Annotated in this window: 11 protein-coding genes, 2 tRNA genes and 2 rRNA genes (1 of these 15 only partly in view); 5 read left to right on the forward strand and 10 right to left on the reverse strand. The window is 36.1% G+C overall.

The window, feature by feature from the left end; translation table 11 throughout:
• The 4 genes from R3L15_RS07570 to R3L15_RS07585 form a co-directional block, all read right to left on the reverse strand.
• Positions 1-1,073 (reverse strand): 23S ribosomal RNA (locus tag R3L15_RS07570); it reaches 1,748 nt to the left of the window's first position.
• Positions 1,074-1,250: 177 nt separating this feature from the next.
• Positions 1,251-1,324, reverse strand: a tRNA-Ala gene (locus R3L15_RS07575).
• Positions 1,325-1,424: 100 nt separating this feature from the next.
• Positions 1,425-1,498, reverse strand: a tRNA-Ile gene (locus R3L15_RS07580).
• Between the two features lie 81 nt (positions 1,499-1,579).
• Positions 1,580-3,105, reverse strand: a 16S ribosomal RNA gene (locus R3L15_RS07585).
• The 16S and 23S rRNA genes sit together here with 2 tRNA genes alongside, the layout of an rRNA operon.
• 544 nt (positions 3,106-3,649) lie before the next feature.
• Between R3L15_RS07585 and thrS the strand changes: the two genes are divergently transcribed.
• From thrS to R3L15_RS07610, 5 genes are all read left to right on the forward strand, one after another.
• Positions 3,650-5,584 (forward strand): threonine--tRNA ligase, encoded by a 1,935-nt coding sequence (gene thrS / locus R3L15_RS07590; RefSeq protein ID WP_338730915.1) that lies wholly within the window; start codon positions 3,650-3,652, stop codon positions 5,582-5,584.
• Between the two features lie 29 nt (positions 5,585-5,613).
• Positions 5,614-6,168: a translation initiation factor IF-3 gene (gene infC / locus R3L15_RS07595; protein WP_338734118.1), complete on the forward strand. Its 555-nt coding sequence runs from the start codon at positions 5,614-5,616 to the stop codon at positions 6,166-6,168.
• Positions 6,169-6,233: 65 nt separating this feature from the next.
• Entirely contained in the window at positions 6,234-6,431 is a 198-nt protein-coding gene (gene rpmI / locus R3L15_RS07600) for a 50S ribosomal protein L35 (RefSeq protein ID WP_125468350.1), read from the forward strand.
• Between the two features lie 104 nt (positions 6,432-6,535).
• Positions 6,536-6,880, forward strand: a complete 345-nt coding sequence (gene rplT, locus R3L15_RS07605; protein ID WP_125468349.1) for a 50S ribosomal protein L20 — start codon at positions 6,536-6,538, stop codon at positions 6,878-6,880.
• A 127-nt stretch (positions 6,881-7,007) separates the two neighbouring features.
• Positions 7,008-7,835 carry an HAD family hydrolase gene (locus tag R3L15_RS07610; protein ID WP_338730916.1) on the forward strand — a complete coding sequence of 276 codons (828 nt, stop codon included), beginning with the start codon at positions 7,008-7,010 and terminating at the stop codon, positions 7,833-7,835.
• Here the strand turns inward: R3L15_RS07610 and R3L15_RS07615 are convergent.
• The 6 genes from R3L15_RS07615 to R3L15_RS07640 all read right to left on the reverse strand — a co-directional run bounded on the left by R3L15_RS07615 (position 7,815) and on the right by R3L15_RS07640 (position 14,027).
• On the reverse strand, positions 7,815-8,237 hold the full coding sequence (locus R3L15_RS07615) for a secondary thiamine-phosphate synthase enzyme YjbQ (RefSeq protein WP_338734120.1): 423 nt from the start codon (positions 8,235-8,237) through the stop codon (positions 7,815-7,817). The two genes, R3L15_RS07610 and R3L15_RS07615, sit on opposite strands and share 21 nt — an antisense overlap.
• Positions 8,238-8,265: 28 nt before the next feature.
• Positions 8,266-8,646 carry a hypothetical protein gene (locus R3L15_RS07620; protein WP_338730918.1) on the reverse strand — a complete coding sequence of 127 codons (381 nt, stop codon included), beginning with the start codon at positions 8,644-8,646 and terminating at the stop codon, positions 8,266-8,268.
• Between the two features lie 292 nt (positions 8,647-8,938).
• Positions 8,939-10,123 (reverse strand): asparagine synthetase B, encoded by a 1,185-nt coding sequence (locus tag R3L15_RS07625; protein WP_338734122.1) that lies wholly within the window; start codon positions 10,121-10,123, stop codon positions 8,939-8,941.
• A gap of 148 nt (positions 10,124-10,271) precedes the next feature.
• Entirely contained in the window at positions 10,272-11,294 is a 1,023-nt protein-coding gene (locus R3L15_RS07630) for an AI-2E family transporter (protein WP_338730920.1), read from the reverse strand.
• Positions 11,295-11,354: 60 nt separating this feature from the next.
• Complete coding sequence (gene dnaB / locus R3L15_RS07635; RefSeq protein WP_338730921.1) at positions 11,355-12,905, reverse strand: replicative DNA helicase; 1,551 nt, start codon at positions 12,903-12,905, stop codon at positions 11,355-11,357.
• Positions 12,906-13,073: 168 nt separating this feature from the next.
• A complete protein-coding gene (locus tag R3L15_RS07640) occupies positions 13,074-14,027 on the reverse strand; it encodes an acetyl-CoA carboxylase carboxyltransferase subunit alpha (RefSeq protein WP_338730922.1) in 954 nt (317 codons plus the stop codon).
• Positions 14,028-14,029: the final 2 nt, after the last annotated feature.

Here is a 14,029-nt window from a genome sequence, read left to right on the forward strand (position 1 = left end):
CAAAGCAGTTCAACCTCGTTTATTCAACTTAGCATACATTTGGGGACCTTAGCTGATGGTCTGGGTTCTTTCCCTCTTGGACATGGACCTTAGCACCCATGCCCTCACTGCATTACATCATTTTATAGCATTCGGAGTTTGTCAGGGATTGGTAGGCGGTGAAGCCCCCGCACCCAATCAGTAGCTCTACCTCTATAAAACTAATAATACGCTGCACCTAAATGCATTTCGGGGAGTACGAGCTATTTCCGAGTTTGATTGGCCTTTCACCCCTACCCACAGGTCATCCGAAGACTTTTCAACGTCAACCGGTTCGGGCCTCCACTATGTGTTACCACAGCTTCACCCTGCCCATGGGTAGATCACACGGTTTCGCGTCTACCGCCACTGACTATAACGCCCTATTCAGACTCGCTTTCGCTACGGATCCGCACCTGAAGTGCTTAACCTTGCCAGAAACGGTAACTCGTAGGCTCATTATGCAAAAGGCACGCCGTCACCACAAAAGTGGCTCCGACCGCTTGTAGGCGTATGGTTTCAGGTTCTCTTTCACTCCCTTATTCAGGGTTCTTTTCACCTTTCCCTCACGGTACTGGTTCACTATCGGTCTCTCAGGAGTATTTAGCCTTAGCGGATGGTCCCGCCAGATTCATACAGGGTTTCACGTGCCCCGCACTACTCAGGATACCACTATGAATAACTCTCTTTACCTATACGGGACTATCACCCTCTCCGGTCGCTCTTTCCAAAGCGTTCTAGTTCATAAAGCATTCAATGTTGTGGTCCTACAACCCCGGCATTGCCGTAACAATACCGGTTTGGGCTAATGCGCGTTCGCTCGCCACTACTAACGCAATCACTGTTGTTTTCTCTTCCTCCGGGTACTTAGATGTTTCAGTTCTCCGGGTTCGCTTGCTTTCGCATGACATGTCTTCAACATGCCGGGTTGCCCCATTCGGATATCTACGGATCATAGTGTATGTGCCACTCCCCATAGCTTTTCGCAGCTTATCACGTCCTTCTTCGCCTCTGAGAGCCTAGGCATCCCCCATACGCCCTTATTTAGCTTATTGTACTTTTTGTCTTTTTAATGAGTTTATATTTAATATAAATATTATATCAAATCGTTAATTATTGCTCGTTACAATAATTTCCCAACAATCAAAATTTAATTTGATTATCGTTTCATGTATCTTTTCCAATATGTCAATGAACTTTACAATTAATAATTATTAATTATTAATTTCTTGTGGAGAATATCGGAGTCGAACCGATGACCTCCTGCGTGCAAGGCAGGCGCTCTAGCCAGCTGAGCTAATCCCCCCAATTTTTAAGTCAGCAGTATCAGTATTCAGTAATCAGTTACTGCGTACCGTAAACTGTGTACTGTAAACTGGTGCTCAACCTCTAAAATTTCCATTTAGTAGTCTCAGGCAGACTCGAACTGCCGACCTCTACATTATCAGTGTAGCGCTCTAACCAGCTGAGCTATGAGACTGTGCTATATAGATCTTTAAATTAACAGCAAGAGAACTAACCAAGTTTTAACCTCTTGTTTATTCAAGTCGTCTTTCTCTAGAAAGGAGGTGTTCCAGCCGCACCTTCCGGTACGGCTACCTTGTTACGACTTAGCCCTAGTTACCGATTTTACCCTAGGCCGCTCCTTGCGGTGACGGACTTCAGGCACTCCCAGCTTCCATGGCTTGACGGGCGGTGTGTACAAGGCCCGGGAACGTATTCACCGGATCATGGCTGATATCCGATTACTAGCGATTCCAGCTTCACGGGGTCGAGTTGCAGACCCCGATCCGAACTGAGACAGGTTTTGTGGATTCGCTCCTGCTTGCGCAGTGGCTGCCCTCTGTACCTGCCATTGTAGCACGTGTGTAGCCCAGGACGTAAGGGCCGTGATGATTTGACGTCATCCCCACCTTCCTCACGGTTTGCACCGGCAGTCTGGCTAGAGTTCCCGACATGACTCGCTGGCAACTAACCACAGGGGTTGCGCTCGTTATAGGACTTAACCTGACACCTCACGGCACGAGCTGACGACAACCATGCAGCACCTTGTAAGTAGTCCGAAGAAATAGCTATCTCTAACTAATGCAACTTACATTTAAGCCCTGGTAAGGTTCCTCGCGTATCATCGAATTAAACCACATGCTCCACCGCTTGTGCGGGCCCCCGTCAATTCCTTTGAGTTTCATTCTTGCGAACGTACTCCCCAGGTGGGTCACTTATCACTTTCGCTTGGCCGCTCAAACCGAAGTTCGAACAGCTAGTGACCATCGTTTACGGCGTGGACTACCAGGGTATCTAATCCTGTTCGCTCCCCACGCTTTCGTCCATCAGTGTCAGTGCATTGTTAGTAATCTGCCTTCGCAATCGGTATTCTATGTAATATCTATGCATTTCACCGCTACACTACATATTCTAACTACTTCACAATGACTCAAGATAACCAGTATCAAAGGCAATTCTACAGTTAAGCTGCAGGATTTCACCTCTGACTTAATTATCCACCTACGGACCCTTTAAACCCAATGATTCCGGATAACGCTTGGATCCTCCGTATTACCGCGGCTGCTGGCACGGAGTTAGCCGATCCTTATTCTTACAGTACCGTCAGCCCTCTACACGTAAAGGGGTTTCTTCCTGTATAAAAGCAGTTTACAACCCATAGGGCAGTCTTCCTGCACGCGGCATGGCTGGATCAGGCTTTCGCCCATTGTCCAATATTCCTCACTGCTGCCTCCCGTAGGAGTCTGGTCCGTGTCTCAGTACCAGTGTGGGGGATCCCCCTCTCAGGGCCCCTATCTATCGTCGCCTAGGTGCGCCGTTACCGCACCTACTAGCTAATAGAACGCATGCCCATCTTTTACCGCCGGAACTTTAATATAAATAAGATGCCTTATCTATATGTTATGGGATATTAATCCAAATTTCTCTGGGCTATCTCCCCGTAAAAGGTAAGTTGCATACGCGTTACGCACCCGTGCGCCGGTCGTCAGCAGAAAAGCAAGCTTTTCCCTGTTACCCCTCGACTTGCATGTGTTAGGCCTGCCGCTAGCGTTCATCCTGAGCCAGGATCAAACTCTTCATCGTTAAATCTTAAATAATTTTAACAACTTTGAATAAGTATTCTAAAAGGACTCAAAATGGTTTGTTCTCTCGTTGTTGAAATAATCCGTTTCCAAACTATTTCTTACGCTGTCAATTCAATATTTTAATGAACGTTTTTTCTTTTCTTTATCGCCTTGTTTCGCAAAGCGGGTGCAAATATACAACCCTTTTTTAATTTACAAAAACTTTTTGAAGTTTTTTTTAATTTTTTTTCGTGCCGTATATTTTTTAAAGAACGTCTCGTTTTTTAACCACTGCTAGTGGCGTTTTCGAGGGTGCAAATATACAACCTTCCTTCTCTTCTAAACAAATTTTTTATGACCTTTTTTTGAAGTTTTTTTTAATTATACACCAACACCCCATAAAACCAATTAGTTACAGTTAAATAAAATTTAAACACCTCATAATACTCATTTAATATTAGTCTTTTTTAGTTGTATATATATTAATGTAATTATTATAGTTGCTTGAGACATATTATACGTTTATCTTTGCATACATATTATATAATACCGAAATACAGTTTATGATAAATATTACATTACCTGATGGTAGCGTTAAAGAATTTGAATCTGGCGTTACGCCTTATGAAGTAGCTAGAAGTATTAGTGAAGGTTTGGCAAGAAATGTTATTTCTGCAAGTTATAACAACCAAACAATAGAATCTACAACAGAATTAACCAAAGATGGTTCTCTTATATTATATACGTGGAAAGATGATGAAGGCAAGAAAGCTTTTTGGCACTCCTCTGCCCACGTCCTTGCTCAAGCTTTAGAAGAACTGTATCCTGGTATAAAACTAACGATTGGCCCGGCTATTGAAAATGGCTTTTATTATGATGTTGATTTAGGCGAGCATTCAATCTCTGATAAAGACTTTAAAACTATTGAAGATAAAATGCTTCAAATTGCTAGAGAAAAGCATGAATTTAAAATGCGATCTGCTACTAAAACAGAAGCTCTACAATTATATAAGGACAATGAATACAAAACTGAGCTTATAGAAAACCTTGAAGATGGCACGATAACTTTTTGTGATCATTCTACGTTTACCGATTTATGTCGTGGTGGACATATTCCTAATACAGGCATTATAAAAGCCGTTAAAATTTTATCGGTTGCTGGAGCTTATTGGAGGGGCGACGAGAACAACACACAACTTACAAGAGTTTATGGTATTTCTTTCCCTAAACAAAAAGAGCTTAAAGAATACTTAGAGTTGCTTGAAGAAGCCAAAAAAAGGGATCACCGTAAACTAGGTAGAGAACTAGAACTATTTACATTCTCTCAAAAAGTGGGACAAGGTTTACCATTATGGCTTCCAAAAGGCGCCGCTTTAAGAGAACGATTAGAAAACTTCCTTAAAGCTGCTCAAAAAAAAGCAGGTTACGAAATGGTTATTTCCCCACACATAGGACAAAAAGAACTCTATGTTACCTCTGGACACTATGCTAAATACGGTGAAGATAGTTTTCAACCTATTCACACACCTAAAGAAGATGAAGAGTTTCTATTAAAACCTATGAATTGTCCGCATCACTGCGAAATTTTTAAACACACACAATGGTCTTATAAAGATTTACCAAAACGCTATGCCGAATTTGGCACCGTATACAGATACGAACAAAGTGGTGAACTTCATGGATTAACTCGAGTAAGAGGATTCACACAAGATGATGCACATATTTTCTGCACGCCTGAACAATTAGATGAAGAATTTAAAAAAGTAATCGACCTGGTATTATATGTCTTTGGGTCTTTAGGATTTGAAAACTTCACTACGCAAGTTTCTTTAAGAGATCCTGAGAATCCTGAAAAGTATATTGGCGATGAAGAACATTGGGTAAAAGCAGAACAAGCTATTATAGATGCTGTTAAAGACAAAGAACTCGATTATGTAGTTGAAACTGGAGAAGCTGCCTTTTACGGCCCTAAATTAGACTTTATGGTGAAAGATGCCCTTGGAAGAAGTTGGCAGTTAGGAACCATACAAGTAGACTACCAATTACCTAAACGCTTTGAGTTATCTTATAAAGGTAGTGACAACGAAATGCATCAGCCAGTAATGATACATCGCGCCCCTTTTGGTAGCATGGAACGTTTTATTGCTATATTATTAGAACATACTGGCGGAAATTTCCCTTTATGGCTCATGCCAGAGCAAGTCATTGTACTATCAATCAGTGAGAAATACGAAAAATACGCTGAAAAAGTTTTAAATTTGTTAGAAAATAACGAAATTCGCGCCCTAATTGACAACAGGAATGAAACTATGGGAAAAAAGATTCGGGATGCCGAAGTAAAGAAAATCCCTTATATGATTGTTGTTGGAGAGAAAGAAGAACAGGAAAACAAGATATCGGTAAGACAGCATGGTGGCGAGGATCTTGGCATGATTTCTGTACAAGAATTAGCAAACATAATTGGTAACGAGATAAATACATCTCTAAAACAATTTTAAAAATAACGTTTAACTTAAATTTATAAGCCATAGCAATACGTAGAAGAAAACAGTCCCGTGGAAGGGTTAAAAAAGAAGATCAACACAGAATTAATTCAAAAATTAGAGCTGAAAAAGTTCGTGTAGTAGGTGATAATGTTGATGTTGGAATATATCCAATTAAACAAGCACTTAATATCGCTGATGAACAAGGTTTAGACCTTGTAGAGATTTCACCAAAGGCAGATCCTCCTGTTTGTAAAGTTATGGACTATAAAAAGTTTCTTTATGAGCAGAAAAAACGCGAAAAAGCCTTAAAAGCTAAAGCTAGTAAAGTTGTAGTTAAAGAGATTCGTTTTGGTCCTCAAACCGATGATCATGATTACGAATTTAAAAAGAAACATGCTGAAAAGTTTTTAAAAGACGGAGCAAAGTTAAAAGCTTTTGTATTTTTCAAAGGGCGTTCTATCGTCTTTAAAGAACAAGGACAAATCTTGTTATTACGTTTGGCTCAAGATCTAGAAGATTATGGCAAAGTAGAACAAATGCCTAAACTTGAAGGTAAACGTATGACAATGTTTATAGCTCCTAAAAAAAGTAAGTAATCCTATCTATACATTATTTTAGATAGTTAAAAATAAATAAGCGAAATATTTAAAAGCAGAAGAAAATGCCTAAAATGAAAACAAAATCCAGTGCTAAAAAACGTTTTAAGTTAACTGGCACAGGAAAAATTAAAAGAAAGCACGCTTTTAAGAGTCACATCTTAACAAAGAAATCTAAAAAGCGTAAGCTAAAGCTAACTCACAGTACTTTGGTACACAAAGCTGATGAGGGAAGTATTAAGGAACAATTACGTTTAAAATAAGTGTAGTTTAGTTCGGTTAAAATTATTTATAAACCATGGAGTTAGGCCAACAATTTAAAAGTGTCATGTTTTAATGGCCGCCTACTACAAAAAAATTTAAAATTATGCCAAGATCAGTAAATTCAGTAGCAAAAAGAGCCAGAAGAAAAAAGGTTCTTAAGCAAGCAAAAGGTTACTTTGGACGTCGTAAAAACGTTTGGACAGTAGCTAAAAACGCGGTTGATAAAGCGATGCAATACTCGTACAGAGACCGTAAAGCAAAAAAGAGAACATTCCGTTCGTTATGGATTCAGCGTATTAATGCTGGAGCTAGACAACACGGTATGTCTTACTCGAAGTTTATGGGACAGTTAAAAGCTAACAACATCGAATTAAACCGTAAGGTTTTAGCTGATTTAGCGATGAACAACCCAGAAGCTTTCAAAGCAATTGTTGATAAAGTAAAATAGGCTTTCCGCCTAGTATAATATTATTTCGCTTATTAAAAAATCCAGCATATGCTGGATTTTTTGTTTTCATAACATTTACATTAACCTAAATAAAAGTCTATTTTTTAGCTTTGGTAAAACCTATTATATGAATCTATCTCAAGTAAAACTAGTTGTTACCGATATGGACGGAACGCTACTTAACTCAAAAGGACAAGTAAGCGAGGAGTTTTTTACATTATTTAAAATGCTACAAAAGCATAACGTTCATTTTATTGCTGCAAGTGGTAGACAATACCATAGCATTGTTAGTAAATTGAATACTATAAAAGAAAATATTACTATAATAGCAGAAAATGGTGGCATTGCAAAACGTAATAATACGCATTTACACGCAAACTATTTTCCTAATAGTGATGTTCAAAAAATCATTCCATTTTTAAGAAACATTAATGATGCTCATATTGTTTTATGTGGTGAAAAAGCGGCTTACATAGAATCTAAAGATGAAGCATTTATTACTATGTTTAAAGAATATTATACCGAATATAAAGTTGTAGAAAACTTAACTGAAGTAAACAATGATAATTTTTTAAAGATTGCGGTTTATAGTTTTGGTGGTGCTGAAGAGAACTTGTACCCTCACTTTAAACAGTTTGAAGATATTATTCAAGTGAAAATTTCTGGCAATAACTGGATGGATTTATCACACATTGATACCAACAAAGGTTATGCTTTACAGAAAATACAGCATGAACTAGACGTATTACCATCGGAAACTATTGTGTTTGGAGATTACAATAACGACTTAGAAATGTTACAATTATCTGAATTTAGTTTTGCTATGCAAAATGCACACCCTAATGTGAAACAAACTGCCAAATACGAAACTAAAAGCAATGATGATGGTGGTGTCGAATTTATCTTGAAAAAATTAATTGAGGATAAAGAGTCGTTAATTTCCAGTGACTGTTAATACCAAAGTTCTCCTGCCACCATAATTTCTATGCTCACATAAATAAATCCCTTGCCAAACACCAAGATTTAGTTGTCCATTGGTTATAGGAATTTGTATAGAACTTCCCAGCAAAGATGTTTTAATATGAGCAGGCATGTCGTCTTCACCTTCGTATGTATGTGTAAAGTATGGTCTGTTTTCTGGTACCATTTTATTTATATGGCTCTCAAAATCTATTCTAACCGTAGGATCTGCATTTTCATTAATAGTTAAACTTGCCGATGTATGTTTTATAAAAACATGTAATATTCCTATATTAATATCTCTTATTTCAGGAAAACTATTAAGAATTTCATCTGTAATTAAATGAAACCCTCTCTTATGCTCTTTTAAGGTTATTTCAGTTTGAAACCACATTATATTATTATTTTCTCCTTAATCTGAAAAGTTACTTTTTAGTAATTGTTTTTAATCCTTTAAAGAATTTGTACTCTCTAAAAACCATATACTGAAAGATGATATAGAATATAGAGTTAAAAATCCAAATATCAATATAAGGTTTATCTAGTAAAACCATTTCCAAATTACCCGAAGTAAAAATTGAAATACTACACATTAAATAGAGTATTAAACCTATGGAAAAATTGAAATACTTGTGTTCAGATTCAAAATTTTTAAATATAAACATTATCGCATAAGCAACTAAAATAAGAGAACATGAAACAATTTCATAAATATTAAACTCCCAAAATAATTGGAAATTGGTACCATACATATAACCTAAAATAATTAACTGTAAAATAAGTACGGTTATAATAATACTCTTCATAATTTTTTCCTTGAAAAAGCTGTAGAAAAGAATACTTAAAAAAATAAACTGAACAATAAAATAAAAATGAGATATAAAGAAATTCGTGTTAGGCTTTAATATTCCAATAGCATTACAACTAATTTCTATTAAACAAAGTGAAAAAAGATATATTAAAAATATTTTAGACACCTCTTTTCTTGTAGACTTATTTTTAAAAAACAACACCGTATTACTTATTAAAAACAGTAACCCGACTAAACTAATTAAATATAAATGTAGGTATTTCATAAAAATTTGGTCAACAAAAAAATCAGGTTTTTTGTTTTTTCTTTTTAGCTGCTGGAAACAACACATTATTAAGTATAAGTCTGTAGCCTGGAGATGTAGGGTGTAAATCTAATTCTGTTTTTGGGTCTCCTACTCTATGGGTATAATCTTCTGGATCATGGCCTCCATAAAACGTAAAAAAACCTTTTCCTTTTATTCCATGAATGTATTTGGCTTCTCCGTTGGTTTTATTCTCACCCATAATTAACACGTTGCTTTTAATCTCATCTCTAGTAAAAGATGTTGTTTGCCCCATAAACCCTTTAACTAAAGCTGTGTGATTTTGGCATAACATGGTTGGTACAGGATCCCATTTTGCAGAAAACTCCATTAACGAAAAATAATCTGTTGTTTTAGGAATTCTTCTTTTTGAGGTCATATCGATAGACGAAAACTCGTAAACCATAGGGCTTCGCTCTAAAATATAATCTGTAAATGCAAAAGTATTATTATAGTTAATTTTATTTTGATAGTTTGGTGTACTAGCATCACCATCAAACATAGGTTCGCAAATATCTACCCCATCGGCAGATAGTGCTATATCAAAACTATCTGTTGCGCTACACATAGCAAACATAAATCCGCCACCTATAACATAATCACGTATTTTCTTGGCTACGGTTAATTTCTCATCAGACACTTTATTATAGCCTAACCTAGTAGCTAAGGCTTCTGCCTCCTTTTTTTCTTCAATATACCAAGCGGCACTTCTATAGTTTCTATAAAATTTTCCATATTGTCCTGTAAAATCTTCATGGTGTAAATGCAACCAATCAAATAACAATAAACCATCGTTTAAAACATCTTCATCGTAAATTGTTTCATAAGGAATTTCGGCATAGGTTAATACCATGGTAACCGCATCATCCCAAGGTAATTTTCCTTTGGGAGTATAAACTACTATTTTGGGAGCTTTTTCAAGTACAATAGCTTCCATATTTTTACTGGGACTGCTTATTTCGTTAAGTATCGCTTCAGCTTTAGAGTTTGAAATTATCTCAAAACTAACTCCTCTAATTTGGCATTCTCGCTGAATATTTTCAGTATCTGGCAATAAAAAAGAGCCGCCTCTGTAATTAAGCAACCATTTAACTTTTAATTGTTTTTCTAAAGTCCAATAAGTAATTCCGTAAGCTTTTAAATGATTCTTTTGGGTTTCGGCATCCATTGGAATTAAAATATAAGACGCAAAAGATGTTACTGAAACAAAAGAGAAAAACAGTATGGCTATAATCTTTTTCATAGCTGAAATATAGTTAAAAAAAGTCCTAGAAAAGAAGGATTATAATTATTTTAACCCAAGAGTTAGCTTTGCTCTATTGACTTCCAGAGAGTAAATTAGATAGTATTTTTGTGCCAGGAAACTGCTCTAAAATAATTTTCACAAAAACAGTAATAGGAATTGCCATAATAAGTCCTGGTATTCCCCAAATAAAGCCCCAAAGCATTAACATAACAAGTACTGTTATAATATTTATTGAAAACGATTTCCCCATAAATACAGGCTCTAAAACACCTCCAAACAATACTTGAACACCAGTAATAGATAGAAAGAAAAAGAACAACGTACTTGTTGGATCTAATTCAACAAGAGCAAAAATCGATAAACAAATAACAGAAATAAAAGAGCCTACCATTTGAACAAAATTAATTGCAAAGGCAAAAAGCCCCCAAAAAATAGGAAAACTAACATCAAAAACTAAACAAGCTAAGCCTGTAAAAATCCCTGTAAGTAGGCTAACAAACACCTTAACTTTAATAAACTTAATTAAGTCTTTTTCTACCTTCATGAACGTTTTAACCGATGTATGCTTTTGCTTAAGAATAATAGCATTAATAACTTGATGAACATTAATAGACTCGGCCAGCCATAACACTACAAAAAACGCCGTCATTAAAGCCATGGTTAGGGTTTTATGTAAAAATCCAAAAGTAGTTCCTAAGTTGTCTTTATGCAGGAATTGTGACAGCATGTTTTTATCGTTACTTATGGTAAGTCCAAATGTATCTTCTGCAGAACTTAAAAGTAACGCTATTTTTTCTTGAGCTTTGGTAAAAAACTCGCCTTTAGAAGCCATTATTTGTTTACTTGACAAATGAATAAGTTCTGCTCCTAAAGCCAAGGTTCCAAGAATAATTAGAACAACAATAACAATGCTAGCATATTTAGGCACCTTACGTTTACCTAACCAACGCATAAGCGGCAAGAAAAACAAGGCAATAAACATAGAAAAAACAAGAGGTATAAAAATAAACTTGAGTGTTTTTAGTAAATAAAACACCAAGGGAATTACTACAATAAGTAGCAAAATATTAGTTGTTCGCCTCTGCTCTAGCATGATAATGGTTTTGGGACGTAAAAATAGGCAAAAAAGCTGGTATGTTACGTTATACTATTCTTAAAAAGGCACTTCTCCATCGCCAGAATTATTATTTTGTTCTGGTGGATCAAACGCATCTGAAGCTGAAGGGTAATTATTACTGCTAAAAGAAGCTTCCTCGTTATCGTTCATTTTACTATGGAATTCATGTCCGTAAGGTGTATCAAAGTCATCTAAATTATCAAACTTACCTAAATGACCAATAAATTTAAGTCGTATGTTGTCTAACCCTCCATTACGGTGCTTTGCAATAATAAATTCTGCTTGTCCTTCAGTAGGAGAGCGTTCTTCATCATCCCATTCTTCTATTTTGTAGTATTCTGGTCTATAAATAAACGATACAATATCGGCATCCTGCTCTATGGCACCAGATTCACGTAAATCTGATAGTAATGGTCGTTTACTACCTCCACGAGTTTCTACGGCACGAGATAATTGCGAAAGTGCGATAACAGGCACACTTAATTCTTTTGCTAAAGCTTTTAAGTTACGTGAAATGGTCGATATTTCCTGTTCACGGTTTCCTCCTTTTGTTGATCCTCCAGCTGTCATAAGCTGTAAATAATCAATAATAATAAGTTTTATGCCATGCTGCGAAGCTAGTCGTCTAGCCTTTGCACGCAAATCGAAAATAGATAACGATGGGGTATCGTCTATAAATAAAGGAGCTTTTTCTAACCCTTTCACTTTTACGTTAAGCTGTTCCCATTCGTGTTTTTCTAGCTTTCCTGTTCTTAATTTTTCTGAAGACAAGCCTGTTTCAGAAGATATTAAACGTGTAATTAACTGTACCGATGCCATCTCTAAAGAGAAAAAAGCCACTGGAATATTTTGATCGACAGCAATATTTCGTGCCATAGATAACGTAAGTGCCGTTTTACCCATACCAGGACGTGCGGCCACAATAATTAAATCGCTATCTTGCCAACCAGAGGTTAAATCATCTAGCTTATTAAAACCAGTTGGTATACCACTTAATCCTTCTTTATTAGAAATTTCCTCTATCTTTTTCTTAGCTTGAATAACTAAGCTTTGTGCTGTTTCGCTTGACTTTTTAATGTTCCCTTGAGTAACTTCGTAAAGTTTTGTTTCTGCTTTGTCTAATAAGTCGAAAACATCTTGTGTTTCATCGTAAGAATCTTCTATTATTTCACTTGAAATTTTTATTAAACTTCGCTGAATAAATTTTTGTAAGATAATTCTAGCATGAAACTCGATATGAGCTGAAGAAGATACTTTTTGGGTTAACGAAATAAGGTAAAAATCACCTCCAATTAAATCTAATTTGGCGTTTTTCTTTAATTGACTTGAAACGGTTAATAAGTCAATAGGCTCGCTATTTTCAAACAACTGAAAAATCGCTTCAAAAATATGTTGATGTGCTTCTTTGTAGAACGCTTCGGGGCTAAGAATGTCTATAACTTCGTCGACACCTTTTTTATCAATCATCATTGCCCCAATCACAACCTCTTCTAAATCAACAGCTTGCGGAGGAACTTTTCCTCTTTCAAGATTAATTATTGTACTCTTGTCTACTTGATATCCTTTAATTTGATTGGGTTGCTTCATAACAGCGAAAGTAGGTAAATTGTACCTAACTAAAGTATGTTTTTATGTTTTGGTTGTTAACTACAAGTTAACAATCTAACTGTTAATAACTTAATTTTATTGTTGATAATTGCAAAAAAAAACCGAAGTCATAAACTTCAGTTTTTTATATCCGTTTATTAATAGGAATTAACCTTTGTAAACACCCATATTGGCATATTTATCCATACGTTTATTTACTAATTCTTTTGGTGATAAGTTTTTTAATTCCTCATAATTTTTAATTATGGCATCACGAACAGCTTTAAAAGTTGTTTCTCTATCGCTGTGTGCACCTCCAAGCGGTTCTTTAATAATATCGTCTATTACTTTTATGCGTTTACTGTCTTTAGCAGTAAGCTTTAAAGCATCTGCCGCTTGTTCTTTATATTCCCAGCTTCTCCAAAGTATAGATGAGCAGTTTTCAGGAGATATTACAGAAAACCAAGCGTTTTCTAGCATTAAGAATCTGTCTCCTACTCCAATACCTAAGGCGCCACCAGAAGCTCCTTCGCCTATAACAATACATATTACAGGTACTTTTAAACGAGACATTTCTAAAATGTTTCTGGCAATGGCTTCACCTTGCCCGCGTTCTTCGGCTTCTAATCCTGGGTATGCCCCTGGTGTATCGATAAATGTTACAATAGGAAGCCCAAATTTTTCTGCCGATTTCATTAATCGTAATGCTTTTCTATAGCCTTCAGGGTTAGCCATACCAAAATTTCTATATTGCCTTGTTTTGGTATTGTAGCCTTTTTGTTGCCCTATAAACATATAGGTTTGATCGCCAATTTTTCCTAAACCACCTATCATGGCTTTATCGTCTTTTACATTTCTATCGCCGTGTAGCTCTAAAAAAGAATCGCCACATAAAGCTTTAATGTAATCTAACGTATAAGGTCTGTTTGGATGCCGAGATAATTGTACTCGTTGCCATGGCGTTAGATTTTTATAAATATCTTTTTTGGTTTCTTTTAGCTTCTTTTCTATTTGCTTGCAAGTTTCGGTAACATCAACATCACTCTCCTCTCCTATAACTTGGCATTTATCAAGTTGTTCTTCTAATTCTTTAATAGGAATTTCAAAATCTAAATATTCCATTA

This window comes from Mangrovimonas cancribranchiae (assembly GCF_037126245.1).
Classification (GTDB): domain Bacteria; phylum Bacteroidota; class Bacteroidia; order Flavobacteriales; family Flavobacteriaceae; genus Mangrovimonas; species Mangrovimonas cancribranchiae.

Coding starts and splice junctions, on each gene's coding strand:
- thrS (WP_338730915.1), top strand. CDS start 3,650: ATGATAAATATTACATTACCTGATGGTAGCGTTAAAGAATTTGAATCT.
- rpmI (WP_125468350.1), top strand. CDS start 6,234: ATGCCTAAAATGAAAACAAAATCCAGTGCTAAAAAACGTTTTAAGTTA.
- rplT (WP_125468349.1), top strand. CDS start 6,536: ATGCCAAGATCAGTAAATTCAGTAGCAAAAAGAGCCAGAAGAAAAAAG.
- R3L15_RS07610 (WP_338730916.1), top strand. CDS start 7,008: ATGAATCTATCTCAAGTAAAACTAGTTGTTACCGATATGGACGGAACG.
- R3L15_RS07620 (WP_338730918.1), bottom strand. CDS start 8,646: ATGAAGAGTATTATTATAACCGTACTTATTTTACAGTTAATTATTTTA.
- R3L15_RS07625 (WP_338734122.1), bottom strand. CDS start 10,123: ATGGATGCCGAAACCCAAAAGAATCATTTAAAAGCTTACGGAATTACT.
- R3L15_RS07630 (WP_338730920.1), bottom strand. CDS start 11,294: ATGCTAGAGCAGAGGCGAACAACTAATATTTTGCTACTTATTGTAGTA.
- dnaB (WP_338730921.1), bottom strand. CDS start 12,905: ATGAAGCAACCCAATCAAATTAAAGGATATCAAGTAGACAAGAGTACA.
- R3L15_RS07640 (WP_338730922.1), bottom strand. CDS start 14,027: ATGGAATATTTAGATTTTGAAATTCCTATTAAAGAATTAGAAGAACAA.